General features: G+C 51.8%; 16 protein-coding genes, 2 tRNA genes and 1 other RNA gene. 9 read left to right on the forward strand and 10 right to left on the reverse strand.

Going from position 1 to position 16017, the window contains the following annotated elements:
• Nucleotides 1–27: 27 nt before the first annotated feature.
• Nucleotides 28–465, forward strand: coding sequence for a DUF3293 domain-containing protein (locus tag ACJSDX_RS07260; RefSeq protein ID WP_407994137.1), 438 nt, complete (start codon nucleotides 28–30; stop codon nucleotides 463–465).
• Nucleotides 466–744: 279 nt separating this feature from the next.
• Nucleotides 745–909, forward strand: coding sequence for a hypothetical protein (locus tag ACJSDX_RS07265; RefSeq protein ID WP_309564966.1), 165 nt, complete (start codon nucleotides 745–747; stop codon nucleotides 907–909).
• 372 nt (nucleotides 910–1281) lie between these two features.
• Here ACJSDX_RS07265 and ACJSDX_RS07270 read toward each other — a convergent pair whose 3' ends face one another.
• Both ACJSDX_RS07270 and ACJSDX_RS07275 read right to left on the reverse strand, forming a co-directional pair.
• Nucleotides 1282–1578 (reverse strand): hypothetical protein, encoded by a 297-nt coding sequence (locus tag ACJSDX_RS07270; protein ID WP_407994138.1) that lies wholly within the window; start codon nucleotides 1576–1578, stop codon nucleotides 1282–1284.
• Nucleotides 1579–1612: 34 nt separating this feature from the next.
• Entirely contained in the window at nucleotides 1613–1879 is a 267-nt protein-coding gene (locus ACJSDX_RS07275) for a hypothetical protein (protein WP_309564965.1), read from the reverse strand.
• A gap of 164 nt (nucleotides 1880–2043) precedes the next feature.
• On the opposite strand from ACJSDX_RS07275, the gene ACJSDX_RS07280 reads away from it, so the two are divergent.
• Nucleotides 2044–2454: a hypothetical protein gene (locus tag ACJSDX_RS07280; RefSeq protein WP_407994139.1), complete on the forward strand. Its 411-nt coding sequence runs from the start codon at nucleotides 2044–2046 to the stop codon at nucleotides 2452–2454.
• A gap of 935 nt (nucleotides 2455–3389) precedes the next feature.
• Nucleotides 3390–3692, forward strand: a complete 303-nt coding sequence (locus ACJSDX_RS07285) for a hypothetical protein (RefSeq protein WP_309564963.1) — start codon at nucleotides 3390–3392, stop codon at nucleotides 3690–3692.
• 46 nt (nucleotides 3693–3738) lie between these two features.
• Here the strand turns inward: ACJSDX_RS07285 and glgX are convergent, their stop codons facing one another.
• From glgX to ACJSDX_RS07310, 5 genes are all read right to left on the reverse strand, one after another.
• Nucleotides 3739–5802, reverse strand: a complete 2064-nt coding sequence (gene glgX / locus ACJSDX_RS07290) for a glycogen debranching protein GlgX (protein ID WP_407994140.1) — start codon at nucleotides 5800–5802, stop codon at nucleotides 3739–3741.
• Between the two features lie 226 nt (nucleotides 5803–6028).
• Nucleotides 6029–6235: a cold-shock protein gene (locus ACJSDX_RS07295; RefSeq protein WP_407994141.1), complete on the reverse strand. Its 207-nt coding sequence runs from the start codon at nucleotides 6233–6235 to the stop codon at nucleotides 6029–6031.
• 206 nt (nucleotides 6236–6441) lie between these two features.
• Nucleotides 6442–6828 (reverse strand): surface-adhesin E family protein, encoded by a 387-nt coding sequence (locus ACJSDX_RS07300; protein WP_407994142.1) that lies wholly within the window; start codon nucleotides 6826–6828, stop codon nucleotides 6442–6444.
• A 112-nt stretch (nucleotides 6829–6940) separates the two neighbouring features.
• Nucleotides 6941–7017, reverse strand: a tRNA-Asp gene (locus ACJSDX_RS07305).
• Nucleotides 7018–7077: 60 nt separating this feature from the next.
• Nucleotides 7078–7153 (reverse strand) — tRNA-Val (locus ACJSDX_RS07310).
• 207 nt (nucleotides 7154–7360) lie between these two features.
• Here ACJSDX_RS07310 and ACJSDX_RS07315 point away from each other — a divergent pair.
• Nucleotides 7361–7900 (forward strand): peroxiredoxin, encoded by a 540-nt coding sequence (locus ACJSDX_RS07315; RefSeq protein ID WP_407994143.1) that lies wholly within the window; start codon nucleotides 7361–7363, stop codon nucleotides 7898–7900.
• Nucleotides 7901–7951: 51 nt separating this feature from the next.
• On the opposite strand, the gene ACJSDX_RS07320 is transcribed toward ACJSDX_RS07315, so the two are convergent.
• Nucleotides 7952–8317, reverse strand: coding sequence for a thioredoxin family protein (locus ACJSDX_RS07320; protein WP_407994144.1), 366 nt, complete (start codon nucleotides 8315–8317; stop codon nucleotides 7952–7954).
• Between the two features lie 482 nt (nucleotides 8318–8799).
• Here ACJSDX_RS07320 and ACJSDX_RS07325 point away from each other — a divergent pair, with 482 nt between their 5' ends.
• On the forward strand, nucleotides 8800–10989 hold the full coding sequence (locus tag ACJSDX_RS07325; protein ID WP_407994145.1) for an HDOD domain-containing protein: 2190 nt from the start codon (nucleotides 8800–8802) through the stop codon (nucleotides 10987–10989).
• Between the two features lie 10 nt (nucleotides 10990–10999).
• A complete protein-coding gene (locus tag ACJSDX_RS07330) occupies nucleotides 11000–13207 on the forward strand; it encodes an EAL domain-containing protein (RefSeq protein ID WP_309564956.1) in 2208 nt (735 codons plus the stop codon).
• Between the two features lie 167 nt (nucleotides 13208–13374).
• On the opposite strand, the gene ACJSDX_RS07335 is transcribed toward ACJSDX_RS07330, so the two are convergent.
• Nucleotides 13375–13890: a hypothetical protein gene (locus ACJSDX_RS07335; protein ID WP_407994146.1), complete on the reverse strand. Its 516-nt coding sequence runs from the start codon at nucleotides 13888–13890 to the stop codon at nucleotides 13375–13377.
• A 336-nt stretch (nucleotides 13891–14226) separates the two neighbouring features.
• Here ACJSDX_RS07335 and ACJSDX_RS07340 point away from each other — a divergent pair, with 336 nt between their 5' ends.
• The gene (locus ACJSDX_RS07340) at nucleotides 14227–14757 is read left to right on the forward strand and encodes a DUF4142 domain-containing protein (protein WP_407994147.1); all 531 of its coding nucleotides are present in this window, start codon (nucleotides 14227–14229) and stop codon (nucleotides 14755–14757) included.
• A gap of 248 nt (nucleotides 14758–15005) precedes the next feature.
• Nucleotides 15006–15248, forward strand: coding sequence for a hypothetical protein (locus ACJSDX_RS07345; RefSeq protein WP_407994148.1), 243 nt, complete (start codon nucleotides 15006–15008; stop codon nucleotides 15246–15248).
• Nucleotides 15249–15519: 271 nt separating this feature from the next.
• Here the strand turns inward: ACJSDX_RS07345 and ssrA are convergent.
• Nucleotides 15520–15880: a transfer-messenger RNA gene (gene ssrA / locus ACJSDX_RS07350) on the reverse strand.
• Nucleotides 15881–16017: the final 137 nt, after the last annotated feature.

Here is a 16017-nt window from a genome sequence, read left to right on the forward strand (position 1 = left end):
TGTCGACTAACTTTTTTGGACTCTGTCATGAATATCTCGCAAGCGCAAACCGTCCTATCGCCAGAATTGATTGAGGCATATCAGGATGCCGACTATGTGGTGAACTATGAGCAACAGGCCTTCGTAATGCGAATCGGCCTTGGCAGCCCGGAAATGAACATAATCCTAGAGCAGCATGCGGCTACCGCCGCGGCCATCATTTCCGCGTTCAACCCGCTCAGCAAGCCAGCGGATGAGGCTATCAACATCCAAAACACCGAGAAACTGGGCAAGGAGCTCAGGAGTCGTCATCTTGAATTCAGGAAAGGCTTGGCAAGATCAAGGTCCAACCAGTGGCCTGAGGAAAATTTCGCAGTGATCGGCATAACCCTGGATTCTGCAATGGAGCTAGGCAGGCAGTATCACCAGAACGCCATTGTGTTTTACGAGAAATCCGGCATCGCACAATTAATTCTTCTGCGATAGAAAACTGCCCGCTATTGAACCTTTTTTATTGAGAGCCCAAACATACCGATGCTTCCAGATAAAGCTGCTACTCGAATTGCGATATGCGTTTTGCGCGAAACAGCCAAGCAGCCGGTCCGTTGCGGAAATCTGACAAACCTATCAGCCAATGACGGATGAAGTGGTAAGCGCGAACGGCATAAAGTGGAATCACGTTGCTTTTAACCAATGATCCTCGCTCCAGATGAATTACATTTTCAGCAACGTACCGTCTGGACAAGGACCCAAAGGAGATAAACCATGGCAAATACTACACAAAACAAACAAGGCGGTACCCATGAGCAGCACGTCAAGGCTGGCAGCCAAAGCCACAAAAACCAGCCGCAGTCGGCAGGCAGCAATACCCGCGGCGGCAGCCGGGAGCAGCATGCCAAGGCAGGTAGCCAAAGCCATAAAAACCGCTAAGCAAGTGTAGGCATACATCAGCGAATGGGTCCACCCTTTGCTGATGCTCGCATGCAAAAGGAAAGCCCGCGATACGCGGGTTTTCTACTAAGAGGTTCATATGGACGCCGATAATATCCTTTCCCAGATCGTCTCCTCCAACCTGAGAATGTAAGACTTGTTGATCAGTGCATTGGAAGTAGTGCCAACGAATTGCGACCTGCATGAGAAAATTCATGAAGCAGTACAAATCAACATAGCCTTGGTAGATAGCCTGTCGAAAGATCCTGAATAATCAAGGCGGTGCTAATAAGGCCGTGTTTGAAAACTACACTCCAGACGCGGCCGTACCGTGCTTAATTGACGCCCGGTTGTTGTGCATTCTTGCCTGATTCACGAAATAATCCCAGGGGAGATCTTTTTCAAGCGGGCGGGAACGCCGTTACTTAATGTAGTTTTCAACGCATCGACCATTCCCACGTCGGCCAATTTCACCTCTATAAGGAATTTCTGGCCACTAGCGGTTTCCATGGATCGGAAACCTGCTGAGTGGAAGTCGCCAAATACTGCATCATGGAAGTTTAGTGGGATATTTTCAGATGTTTCGACCACAGAGTATTTCCCTGAGGAATAGGCTTTTAAAGTAAACAGCCTTTTAGCGTTATCCGTGGCGATCACTATCCATTTCATTGAGAAACTCCATCTGATCCATTACAAAATTTGATCAAAAGATTTGATCAATCAATTTAATGGCATATTGACGAGCCTGAAGTTTTGCCTCTTCCCAAGATGACAGGGGCTTAACCCAAGGATGATGCTCTATGCGGTCAATCAAGACGGAATAAGTGAACCCTGCATCAAAGAAATTAGACCCTTTGATTTGCACATCGAAATCTTTGTACTTAAATGACTCTATCATTTTAGCCCCCATTATTGACTTTCTACGACCGAATTTAAGCAGCTCTCCTGAAAAATACATATCAGCGGACATCTATGTCGTTTGTCAGCAAAACCCTAGCAACTTGTAAGAATTAATAACTTAAAAATAAGCGCCATAATCTTGTTTATAAATTGACAATCTCAAAAAAACCCAGGAATTAAGCAGCATAAAAAAGGTCTTATTTTTTCAACAAATGACACTACAAGGAAATCATCATGCCGACAGATAATCTTGAACTTAACAACAATACCGACCGGGTCCGCAATGCTACGTCCGATACCGTCAACGATGAGATTGACCGTCAAACCGATCGCAATATTGAAACGTTTTCCGCGCTCGGCGAAGAGGAAATAAAAGCGCGTATCCAGCGATTGGATAAGGAGTGGGATATTGAGAGGGTATTGGAAGTCAATGCCTCTACCCTATCCCTCGCAGGGTTGGCGCTTGGGGTATTCGTCAATAAGAGATGGCTTCTGTTGCCTGCCGGTGTATTAACTTTTTTGTTGCAGCATGGCCTTCAGGGGTGGTGCCCTCCACTGCCCATCTTGCGAAGGCTGGGAGTTCGAACCAGAAGCGAAATCGATCGGGAAAAGTACGCCCTGCTTGAATCGATAAGAGGCGCTTGAACTAAATTAGTTTTAAACCTGTCGCCATCAAAAGGATGAACAATACGACTACTGCGATGACAAACCAAAAGAAAAAATCGGGCTCCTTCATAATCAATAAATAATGCTTTGATAGGGTCTATACGCCTTTCAAATAGCATGAATTATTCGTGCTCAATGGCTGATCAGCCCAATCTCTTATTGTCCGTATATAAGCGAGCCTCGCCGGAAAGCTAGCTCGACCTGAGCCAATCAGCGGGACAATAATAGGAGTATTGCTGCAAAGCCTCTATAGGATGGGGCTGATTTTCTTGCAGGAGAATTCTGACAGGCTGATCCGGCAGCCCGTTACAAGATACGCACGCTGGCTCGCAAGACTCTAGGCCAGCTTACCGGCAGGAGAGTTGAAAGCAAGCCTTAGTGTTTTGGCTTTGATAAAGTTTGCTTTACAGTAGGCTTACAGCAGCAAAAAATTGTATGTCAGCCAAGACATGGCAATAAACAAGATTGTAATTTCAGTCAGGCTAAATTTGAACATGATGCTTTTCCTTGTCGTCATGGTTAAGAGCATCATACCGCCGGCTGCCCAATGACTTGAAGGAGATGGCGTCCGATTTGCATGTCAGTCGTTTCTGAGTCATTACAGTCATGTTCGTGTTGCTTTTTATAATATGCGAATTACATAACATCCATACGATTCTGTAGCGGTGCATAGTGGCCAGATTGAGAAATCCGGTAAAGACAGCCCTTCAAAGTATGATCAATCAGGCATGGCCCCTCATACTCTCCTCTTTAATTTTTGTTTTGCGTTACCGGCGTTATCAACTTCCAACAGCGGCACAATGCTTCCGCCTCCTCTTGTTCTGCTAAGCAATTCCTCTGCTTCAATCAGACGCTTTCTTACAGTACCCCTCACCTCACCGTGCTAGCTTGCCCTTTTTGAACCGGAGGTCGCCATGTCCAGCACTCGTTGCCAAAAATGCGGTAAGCAGACCGGTGCACTGAGCCTGTGGTGCCCATCTTGCGGATATAAAAAGGAAAGGCAAATAAAATGGTTTTGGGTGCTGGCGATTATATTGTCCACGCTGCTGTTTTTCGCCTATAAGAAAGCGCACACCTTTTCCGGCATGGCAATCCAGTATGACGACTCGGCAATCGCTGCGTGTTGGGAAGACTACAACAGCAAGGCGCATGAAGACCCGATGAAGTCCTCAATCAAGATGTTCTGCAACAAGCTCGAAAACAGGAAAGCGGCATAAGCCAAGACTTGGCAATACTGAATACGCTTTATTTCTAGCGGCGCACCTACACGATCAGTTTGCCTTCGTAGACATAGATGGAGCGCGGCTCCAACTCCAACTCTTCCCCTTGCTGGTTGGGAATCGGCTTGAGCGGCGTATCCAGCAACAGCTTCCAATCATAACTATCGCAGTAGGGAATACGGGCAGGCACTGTCACATGCGAAGCATTGATCATGACCAATATCGCACGCCCTGTTTTGTCAGGAGGCACGAACTTGACTGTCATGGCTTTATTGCACGGATCATTCCAGTCCTCGTTGCTCATGGGTTCCCCGTTGACGTTGAACCAGGCCACGTCTGAGTTGCCATGCTCGTTCAGCTTGCCCGTGACAAATTCGGCACGCGAAATGGCGCTGTGCTTTTTGCGCAGTTGCGCCAGCTCCCCGACGAAATCGATCAAGGCGTCGTCGGCATTGTCCCAATTCACCCAGCCGATCTCGTTATCCTGGCAATAGGTATTGTTGTTGCCTTGCTGGCTATTGTTGAGTTCATCGCCCGCCAGCAACATGGGAATGCCTTGCGATAAAAACAGCGTAGTGAGGAAATTACGCTTTTGCTGGCCGCGGAGCGCCAATATCTCTTCCTGGTCGGTGTCCCCCTCGTGGCCGCAGTTCCAGCTGTGGTTGTCATTGGCGCCGTCCTGGTTGTCCTCGCCATTCGCCTCATTGTGCTTTTCGTTATAGGAAACGAGGTCGTGCAGGGTAAAACCGTCGTGCGCCGTGATGAAGTTCACACTGGACCATGGCCGCCGATGCTGGTCGTTGAACAAATCGCTCGAAGCGGCGAAACGGCTAGCAAAGCGGGACAACATGCTCTCCTTGCCCGCCCAGAAATCGCGGGTGACATCGCGATAGTCGCCGTTCCACTCGGAGAAACCAGGCGGGAACGAGCCAAGCTGGAAGCCTCCCGGACCGACATCCCAAGGCTCGGCAATCAGCTTGCAGCGGGTCAATATCGGGTCTTGCAACATAGCATGGAACAATGCATGGTCCCGGTTGAAGCCGTTGTCGTTTCTGCCCAGTGTCAATGCCAGGTCGAAACGGAAGCCGTCGATACCGTAGACGGAAGCCCAAAGCCGCAGGCTGTCCATGATCATCTGCATCACTTTGGGATGAGAGGTGTTGAGCGCATTGCCACAGCCGGTGAGGTTGTCGTAATAGCGCGGATTGCCTGGCAGCTCCCTGTAATAACTCAGGTTGTCTATACCCTTCCAGCACAAGGTCGGGCCCAGGTGGTTGCCTTCGCAGGTATGGTTGTAGACCACGTCGAGTATCACCTCTATCCCGGCGTCGTGCAGGGCATCTACCGTCTTGGCGATCTCCTCAAGCGCGCCCGAGCCCAGGTAGGACGGCTCGGGAGCGAAATACGCCAAGGTGTTGTAGCCCCAGTAATTGGACAGGTTGCGGTCGAGGAGATGGCGGTCCTGGGCGAACGCGTGAATCGGCATCAATTCGATGGCGGTGACGCCTATGCGCTGCAAATGGCTGATGATGGCGGAATCGCTGAGGGCGGCGAATGTCCCGCGGATATCGTCCGGGATCAGCGGGTGCTGCATCGTCAGGCCGCGCACATGGGCTTCGTATATGACGGTCTTGGGCCAGCGGATATCGGGCTTGGGAGACTTGACCAGGACATCGGGCTTGACCACGATGGCCTTGGGCATGAACTTGGCACTGTCGCGCTCGTCCATATGCAGGTCGGCATCCGGATCGTCGCTGATGGTGTAGCCAAACAGCGCATTGTCCCACTGGATCTCGCCTGAGAGTTTGCGTGCATAAGGATCAAGCAACAGCTTGTTGTGATTGAAGCGCAAACCTTCTGCCGGCGCCCAAACGCCATCTACCCTGTAGCCGTAGAGCTGCCCCGGCGTTACGCCCTCCAGGTAGCCATGCCAGACGCCATTCGTGCATTCCCGGAGGTTGATACGTTCGGTTTCCGATTCGCCATGCTCATCAAACAGGCACAACGTGACGCTGGCAGCATTATCGGAAAACAATGCGAAGTTTGTGCCCTTGCCATCGAAATAGGCACCACGAGGATAAGGTCTGCCTTCTTTGAGATTACTCATGACATCAAGGCCGGATTAATATAGCTCGACTGTAATAGGAGCAACTTAATACTGCCTATCGGAGGCTAGGCCGCAGCCATGTAGGAAATGATTACTTAATTTCCTTGGAAATCTCTATCGAGCCCTATAAGCGCTGCCCGTAAAAATGCCCGGACATGCCGGGCACTTGATAAGCCTCATCTGGAATGCATCTGCACTCCGTTAGCTCATTGCTTTATATCAAAGCTTATTCAGGTTTGATGTTGCTAGCTTGCTTGCCCTTAGGGCCATCGGTCACGTCGAAGCTGACGCGTTGGTTTTCTGCCAAGCTCTTGTAACCGCCTTCGTTCACAATAGCGGAGAAATGCGCGAACAGATCGCTGCCGCCGTCATCCGGCGTGATGAACCCAAAGCCCTTGCTATCGTTAAACCACTTAACTACACCTGTTGCCATAATTGATTCCATTCATTTCAGTGTGGGGAAGGCACCCCAAAAGTTTGTATTTCAAATTCTGTAAAAAATCAAAGTTCAAACACCTTGATTAAGGTTTTACGTGCTTATTCCAGGGATGTCAATCAATAGTTGATAATAAATGCAAAATGACCTCGGCCGGCCATTAGGCCATTCGCATAAAACTAATGTATCCCAGGACAACTTGCTCAGGATGACGGGTTCACCATACGCCTGACTTGGCATACCAGGCCTGCAATCATCCTGGCGTCTTCATCATGCTGCAGGGATTGGAACTCGCGCGTGCCTGCGGTCTGGCTCAACAACTTGCCTTTAGCGTCGAACGACGCCGTAGCAACCGTACGGTAAGTCTGCTTGCCGCAATCGAATTCCAGCTTCATCTGCTTGGCGAACGCCTGCTTGCCATGCACTTCGCGTTTGGCCAGTATTGAAGAGTAAGCGCCTTTCTCATCGTAAGAGTCCAGGTCCACCGACAACTCGGCCCCGGCTTTCTTGGCCAATGACTCCCACTCGGTAGCCAAGGCGTTGGTCGGAGACAGGAACAAGGCTGCAGATAACAAGGTGTATGGATGCATATGCGTTAACTCCTGACAGTTAGCATGATGTTGCTATACAACAAGCGGCCATGCATATCAGTCAAATGACGCATATGAAATAAAAAAAGCGAACCCGAAGGTTCGCTTTTTCTGGCGGAGCGGACGGGGCTCGAACCCGCGACCCCCGGCGTGACAGGCCGGTATTCTAACCAACTGAACTACCGCTCCATGACTCTGCACCAGGTTGTCACGCCTGATGGCTTTCCTGCTTTTGTCACCAGGCAAGGATGGTGGGTGATGACGGGGTCGAACCGCCGACATTCGCCTTGTAAGGGCGACGCTCTACCAACTGAGCTAATCACCCGTGCCTGACTGAGGAGCGGCATTCTACAGCATTTTTTTGATTTGGGAAGAGGCCGAATTAATTTTTTTGCACAAACCCCAACCTCAGTAAACAGGGGCTCAATCATTTCGCCCGGGCGCGTTATACTGATGTCATTCTATTTCAATTACTTGCCAGGCCGCTTGCCTGGATAGCCCGTACCTGCTTGCATATTCTTCCGGAGAAAACATGTTGAAAATTTTTTCTATCGTTATCGTGTTGGGCTTGGCGGTCCTCTTCATCTTCCGCTCGGCCAATGCCGCATCCGCTCCCAAACCAGGATCGCCAGCGCCGAGCTTCACACTGCCGGATGCCAAGAAGGAACAGCACCGGCTCACGGATTATGCCGGCCAATGGCTAGTGCTGTACTTTTATCCCAAGGACGATACCCCAGGCTGCACCAAAGAGGCGTGCAGCTTCAGGGACGACCTGTTCCAATTGGAAAAACTCGGCGCAAAGGTGGTCGGCATCAGCGTGGACGACTCGGATTCACATGCCAAGTTCGCCGAGAAATACAGCCTGCCCTTTCCCCTGCTTTCCGACGTGGACGGCAAAGTGGCGGATAGTTACGGCGCATTGACCAAGCTGGGCATCATCAAGATTGCAAAGCGCTATACCTTCCTGGTCGATCCCAAGGGAAATATCGCCAAGACCTACCTGAGCGTGGACACTTCCCGCCACTCCCAAGAAATCATAGACGACCTGAAACAGCTCAGGACAGCGCAGTGACCATAAAAAACGCCGGGATAACCCGGCGTTTTTTTAAATTCATCTCACAGCCTAGACCGATGTCTTCTCATTGAAGTGGCGGTTGACTTCAGTCACGTCAAACGCAGCCCAAGCCTGGATCGCGTTCTCAAGCTCGGCATGGCTCATTTCCCCGACTTGCGCATCCACCACGATCTGGTCGCGGATCGGCATCACTGCAGGAATCTGCTTCACGTTGAAATAATTGCTGATCTCCGGATCTTCATCGACATTGACCATGGCGAACACTACATCGGGATGCGCATCGGATGCTGCTTCGAAGACAGGCGTGAATGACACGCAGGGCTCGCACCAGGGCGCCCAGAAATCGACGATCACAAACGCATTGCTTTCTATCGCTTGCTTGAAGTTACTCTTGTTCAAATGCTGCACGGCCATGATCACTCCTCGGTTCTATCTCATCATTATCGTTACTTGGCGACTCTCATCGCCGCACCAGTCTAGAGGCAGGCAACCGTGCTTGCAATATCAAAAACTCCCGCCATTGCCAGAGTGTTTTGACCAATCGATAGACCATACCTCGTTTCATGTCGATGCCATAAAAGGCCGTACAATGAAAAACCAGCTGGATCGGCTAAATAAAAGGCTTCCAAAGCCGTTATTGACTGAAGCGCCGAGATCCGTACGCAAAAAAGTATTAACTATCTTGAAATGCAATGTTAAAGTACTTTCTTAAGAAATATTAAAAGCGATTTATTGATAAACCTAAAATCAATCTTTAATGGCACAAGGCCCCTCACGCTATAACGCCGTCCACGCGGCTCGCACATCGAATAAAGTTCGGCACAATACTTATTACTCAAGCCGACAATAAGTGACTGGCCTACTATGCAAGACACCTAATGGGGAACGTTTAGAGAATGTGCAGTGCAGCAGGAGCCCAAATTGTTCTGAATAATGCCACAATCAGCGCATTACCTTCCGTTCCGCAAATCCTGACCAAGCTACTGGAAACGCTGCAGGACGAGAACTCTGGCCTGGAGCAACTGGCCAACCTGATTGAAATGGACGTCGTCATCAGCGCACGCGTGCTGGAGGTCGCCAATTCGGCAGCCTACCGTCGCGACCGCCATGCCGTGCTTTCGATCCGCAGCGGCATCATCATCCTGGGCTGGGACATGGTCAAGATGTTGACGCTCAGCATCATCTGCCAGCGCATGTTCAACGACTACTATGAACAGAGCAACCAGGACATCGAGCACTATTGGTACCATTCCCTGCGCTGCGCCGTGATAGCCAAATCGCTTGCCGCACGCACCGGAGCCGCCTCCGCCGACGAAGCCTATGTCGCCGGGCTGCTGCACAACATCGGCAGGCTTGGCCTGCTCGCAGGGTTCAAGAACAAATACCCGCCATTCTTCGCGATCGACGACTCGCTGTCCGGCTACCTGGAAAGCGAAGTCGCCCATTTCGGCATCGACCATTGCGAACTCGGCGCCTGGATCATCCGCAACTGGAACATCAAATCCTTCCTTGAAGACGCGGTGGCGTACCATCATCTCCCTGCTGCGCAGGTGGAACACACGCCTGCCCTGGTCAAGATCGTCTACCTTGCCAACCTGCTGCTGACCGAACGCAGGTCGGAACGCCAATCGGCGCTGATCCTCGCCAACAAATGGTTCCAGCTCGACAGTACAGTCATCAACGACATCATGAGCCAGGGAATCTCCCAGGTGCACATCCTTTCCGACTCGCTTGGCATCAATATCGGCAATGCCCATACCAGCCAGCACAACTGGGACAAGCAAGAGCCGGACATCGAGGCTTTGGTACAAGCCCTAGGCAAGAACTTCAGCCCGACCCACGCTTCCTCATCCTCCAGCAAGAACAAGCTGGTCAAAGGCGTGATGGACACCGCCCTGATCAACCACCTCGAGTCCACCTGCGGCCAGGCAGAACAGCAAGACGGCTTTTTTGAGCTATTGTCCAAACTCTCCAAGCTGCTGTGCAATGCGCGGGAGGTGCTGTTGTTCGTGCCAGACGAGGCCAGGCAGCAACTCTCAGGCAAAGCCATTTCAGCCGAGCAGGACTGGATCGAAAGCTTCCACCTTCCCATCAAGCCCGCCACCAGCATCATCACTGCGGCCTGGATTAAGAAGTCGCATTGCCATAGCTTCCAGGCGTTTGACGGCTTCAAGCCTTCGCTGCCGGACCAGCAGATCATGCGGCTATGCGGGGTGGATGGCATCCTCTGCTTCCCGATGTTTGCAAAAGACACAATCGTCGGCGTCATGGTATTCGCGCTGGACCAGGCGGAATTCTTGATTGCAAAACAACAGCTGAATGTGCAATCCGCCCTGGCAAGAATCGTCGCTTCCCGCCTGGCGCCGGACCAAAATCCGGCAGAACCCGAGCTTGAGGCCGCCGTGCATGAGGAGCGCCTCAAGCGCTTCGTGCATGAAACCAGCACGCCTCTATCCACGATCAAGAACTATCTCGCCATCCTCGAGCAAAAGATGCTGCTGAACGGCATGCCCAATCGCGACATCGCGATCGTGAACGAAGAAATCGACCGGGTCGGCTCGCTGATCGGCAACCTGTACTCAAAGGAACAGGATCATATTGCCTCCAGCACGGATATCAACGAATTGATCCAGGACATCGTCGCCCTGCATCGCCAGACCTACTTGCAGCCCGCTGGGGTGGAAGTCGCGCTGAACCTGCACCCCGGCCTGCCCAAGATTACGACCATCCCCTACCAATTACGGCAAGTGCTCGTCAACCTGATCCGCAATGCGGCGGAAGCCATGCACAACGGCGGCAAGCTCAGCATTTCCACCTTCGTGGAAAACCAGTCAGGCTCAGGCCAAGGCATCCTGATCCAGGTCAGCGACACCGGGCCCGGCATTCCCGAAAGCGTGCTCAGCAAGCTGTTCACGCCCGTAGAGACCACCAAGGGTGGGAAACACAGCGGCATCGGGCTGTCCATCAGCCACGATCTCGTCAAAGGGTTGTGGGGCAGCATTGCCTGCCGCACCTCCAGCGCGGGAACCAGCTTTGATATCCGCCTGCCCATCCAAGCCAGCCCGCAACCTGAGCTGATCAAATAAGGCAAACCCGATGGCCGCTTCCACCCCTTCGCAAGTCGTGAACAAACTGATGTCCAGGCCCAATGTATTGATTGTCGACGACAATGAACGCCTGGCGCAAAGCCTGCAGCAATTGCTGCAATTACACGGTTACAACGCCGAAATGTGCTCATCTGGCGAGGACGCGCTGCAACTAGTCATGGACATCAAGTTCGACCTCATGCTGCTCGACCTTTCCATGCCCGATATGAACGGCTTCGACGTCCTGACCGAGCTCGCTACCCACACGGCCCCTCCTCCCGTCATTGTCATCAGCGGCACGAAAACCCTCAACGCCGCCATCGAGGCCATGCGCCTGGGAGCTTACGATTTCCTGCGCAAGCCATACCAGCCGGAAGAGTTGCTGCATACGATTGAAAACGCGATCGAGAAATCGCGCCTGGAAACCCAGAACCGCAGCATCCACGCCAGGCTCGAGGAATCCGAAAACCTCTACCGCTACCTGGTGAACAGCTCGCCCGACATCATCTACACCCTGGATGACAGCGGACGCTTCACCTTCATCAACCACCGGGTGGAAACCCTGCTCGGCTACAGGCGCGAATCCCTGATCGGCAAGCACTACACGGAAATCATCTATAGCGATGATTTCGACCGCGCCTCCTATGCCTTCAATGAGCGCCGTACCGGCAACCGCGCCACACGCAACATCGAGCTGCGCTTGAAATGCAAGGACCGCGAAACTGAAGTGCGGCATTTTGAAATCAACTTCATCACCGTCGTTCTCAATGCGACCGGCACCTACGCCGGCACCCATGAGTCAGGCACCCCCTTCAGCGGCACCTATGGCGTCGCGCGCGACATCAGCGACCGCAAGAAGGTGGAAGAAGTCATCACCCGCCAGGCCTATCACGATACCCTGACAGGCCTGCCCAACCGCGCCCTGTTCAAGGACAGGCTCAATGTGGCCCTGAACCATGCCAAGCGCAACCAGCAGCAACTCGCCATCATGTTCCTTGACCTCGACCGCTTCAAATGGGTCAACGACACGTTGGGCCACTTTTACGGAGACGAGCTGCTCAAGCACGTTGCGCAACGCCTTTCAGGCTGTTTGCGCGCGCAGGACACCCTGGCGCGCATGGGCGGCGACGAGTTCACCCTGCTTTTGCATGACTTGCAGCAGCCCGACGACGCCAGCCTGGTCGCAGCCAAGATTGTGGAGGAACTCAAGCGCCCGTTCCTGCTGGACGAACGCGAAATCTTCATCTCGTCCAGCATCGGCATTGCGCTATACCCGGACCATGGCGACTCTATCGAAACGCTGATCAAGAGCGCGGACATCGCCATGTACCACGTCAAGTGGCGTGGCAAGAACGGCTATCAATACTACGAAGCCAGCATGAACGCCATGTTCCACAAAAAGCTTTCCATGGAAAACGAACTCAGGCGCGCGATCGAGAAAAAGCAAATCATCCTGCACTATCAGCCCCAGGTGGACGTGGAAACCCGCAAGATCATCGGCCTCGAAGCGCTGGCGCGCTGGCATCACCCCGAGTTGGGCATTATATCGCCGACGGAATTCATTCCCCTGGCCGAAGAAACCGGCCTCATCTTCTCGCTCAGCGAGATGCTGCTGGCAGAAGCCTGCCAGCAGATGCAGTCATGGGAGGAAGCAGGCTTGTTGAGCTTCAGGCTCGCCATCAACATCTCGCCCCAGCTGGTGGAGGAAGAAAATTTCGTCGCCAAAACGCTCAACTACATCCAGGCCCAGCACCTCAAACCGGAATTCTTCGAAATCGAGATCACCGAAAACCTGTTGGTCAGGGACCTCGAGAACACCGTCGCAAAACTCAAGGCGCTGGGCAAGCAAGGCATCAAAATCGCCTTGGATGATTTCGGCACCTGTTACTCCTCCCTCTCCTACCTCAGGCAATTCCCCATCCACAATATCAAGATCGATAAATCCTTCGTCGGCGACATCAATACGCATAACGAAAGCGTGCCCATCATCACGGCCATCTCGGGAATCGCCAAAGGCTTCAAACTGGACCTGATCGCAGAAGGCGTGGAAACCTTGCAGCAAATGAGAACCCTGCACAGGATGGGATGCAGCAAAATGCAGGGCTACCTGTTCAGCAAACCCCTGCCAGCTCAAAACATCACCAAATTGCTCAAGCACCAAGCCAACCTGTTCCAGAAGAACGGCGAGCCCAATGAGGCTTTGATCACCCAGCACTAATGAACATCAGCGATTTGGCCCTCGCTCCAGTTAGGAGAAATAAGCATACGGGGTGAGAAGCTCTTTGGTGGTTGCAAACCCAAGCCTATTATTCAGCTTTTCCTGGTTCCCAGATATGCAAAACGCGCCTTCAAGGCGCGTTTTGGCAACAAGGGCGAGGCCCCTGATCAGGAATGGATATAATGACCCTTGTTGGATTCCCAGTCCTCAGCGAACCGACGGGAATCCTCATCGCTGCGGGAGCGGACGCCTACCAGTATCCCGCCCCTGTTCACGCCTTCCTCATATTCTTTGAGCCTGTCCTCAGGAATGGCCCAGCCCACCAAGGCTCCTACGATCCCTGCGGAGACGCCACCCGCGCCAGCGCCAGCCACTGCGGCCGCCAGAGGGCCAGCAATCACCAAGCCGAGCCCAGGCAGCGCCAACACTGTCCCGGTAGCGGCGATTGCGCCCGCAATCGCGCCGACAGAGGCGCCGATAGCCCCTCCTACCGCAGCGCCTTCAGCTGACTTGTTGCCTACCTCGGTAACAAGGGTCGTATCCTTGCCATAAAATCGTTCACGGGTCTCTTCCGACATGACAACATCGATCTCATCAGGCCGGTAACCAGCATTTGTAGCACTTAGATATGCGCGCTCGGCGCTATCCTTATCCTTGAATAATCCAGTCACAGTTCTTGTCATGGTATCTCCTAGATTTATATTTTGTTGATCAAACCCAGCGACATCACTATGAACCATTCACGCCAAGGATGATGTACGAGAGAAGCTTGAAAAAGGGTAGGAGCTTAAGGAGGCGTGCGTAGGCGAAATGCACATCGCACAGTCTGGCTGGACCTGCGGATTATTCATGGATGAGATTGAGCTTGCCTATACCGGCAATGCGCCTTGATTGCATCACGGCATCTGGAGTACGACTATATTGTTAAATTCCGACATATCAATCAGACACCTTCTTATTAGTGCAACCATTTCAAAGTGATACGTTTCCCCTCTTCATTATCCAAGTGGGAGACCAGAATGAAAACACTGCCTTACGCATTAGCCAAGCCCTGCCTGATATTTGGGTTTGTATTATTGGTATACGCATCGTCCGGGATTGCCGCTGATCTATCCATGGCCGATAAGCACTTCATAGAAAATGCGGCTCAAGCGGGCAAGGCGGAAATCGCAGCTAGTGAACTTGCCAAGACCAAGTCCAAGAATCCGGAAGTGCTCAAGTTTGCCAACACCATGATTACCGATCATAAGAAGGCATACAGCGAATTGAGCGACCTTGCCAAGCAGAAAGGCGTTGAAATCCCAACAGAACCAAGCCTAGTACAAAAAGGAAAGGCCAAATTGCTGGAAAGCAAAGACGGCAAGGATTTCGATGAAGCTTATGCAGAGGAAATAGGCGTGGCCGCACATGAAGATGCAGTCAAGCTGTTTGATGAAACCTCGAAAGAAGCGGACGATGCCGACGTCAAGAAATTGGCGTCCAAGACCTTGCCCACCCTGCAGCATCACTTAGCGGAAGCGCGAAACCTGCAGGGCAAGGTAAAGAAATGATCGAATAGCCTCACTCTGTATTAGGAAAGCAGGGTTAGCCCTGCTTTCCGTACATCCTTTCCGAGGTAGCGCGCCGGTAGGCCAATGATAGCCTGAAGAGGCCATTACTGAGCATAAGCAATGGAAACACCGCTCTCCATAGGGAAGCAATTAATTGAAAGCACTCACCATCTCGATTATTGCCATAATAATGCTTTTGCTGGTTAAGTGACGCACTTGGCCTCATGCTTTGAAAACGGCCCTACCTTATGACAGTACAATATCGAGTAATTGTGGAACAACTCCTTAAAACCCCAAGTACGTGGGGCGGCCCCAAATCAGCTTACTGGCCTTTGTTTTTCACGCCTTGGAGTGAAGATGCGCAGTATCATATCCTTGACGGTTTAAGACAGCATTTTCGCGAGCCTGAGTATCGGGTAGTCATTGAGGCATTATCTGAGTTACCGCAGGCTGATTCTGAGAAATCATCAAAATATGAGAATGGATTTTGAATGCTGTTTTTTAATGATGGAATTCGTAGTGCGAACTGATCTTGCCCCAATGTTTTCTTTCCCATAATCTCCTGCGGGAGATCGCTGACCGCTTCAAGACAATAGGCTGCTTTAAAAGCGTTAAACTTATTTGCATCAAATATAAATGGGTAAGTCCTGTTACCCAAAGTTATCTCATAACTCCTTGTTTGAAAGGAAATAAACAAAAACCCCGGAATCACTGGGATTACCGGGGTTTGTGTACCGCTTTGAATTGCGCTGAATTAGTATTTGGTGGAGCCGGGGGGAATCGAACCCCCGTCCGCAAGCCCTCCACAGACAGTTCTACATACTTAGCTGTGTTGTTTGATTTAACCTGATGCCCACCAACGAGCAAGCGAACAGCAGGCGAGTTACCTTGGATTTAATGTTGTATTAAGTAACCCAATACAACACGATCCTCTCTAAATGACGCTGCTGCGGTTACCCGCCCGGCCGAGAGGCCTTCCGGTGCAGCGTCCAGCCGGGATTAAGCGGCTAGAGCGTAAGTTTCGTCGTTTGCGACTATACTTGTTCTAGTTTATTTACGAGGTGACTAGGCCTCGGTATGCCCTGCGCTGCTTTGCAACCCACGTCGAAACCTGGTCGGCCCCTGATGGTTTAAAGCTATCGTATGACTCCCCTTGAGAATGAAAGTTCTCACGAGAGCCGGGAGGCGGATTATAACCTTTCTTCAGATTTCCCGCGCGTGTTTGTCATGTCTTGACGTTTGCCAAATGGGGATTAATAC

It is taken from the genome of Methylobacillus draconifructus, from assembly GCF_045984355.1.
Lineage (GTDB): Bacteria > Pseudomonadota > Gammaproteobacteria > Burkholderiales > Methylophilaceae > Methylobacillus > Methylobacillus flagellatus_A.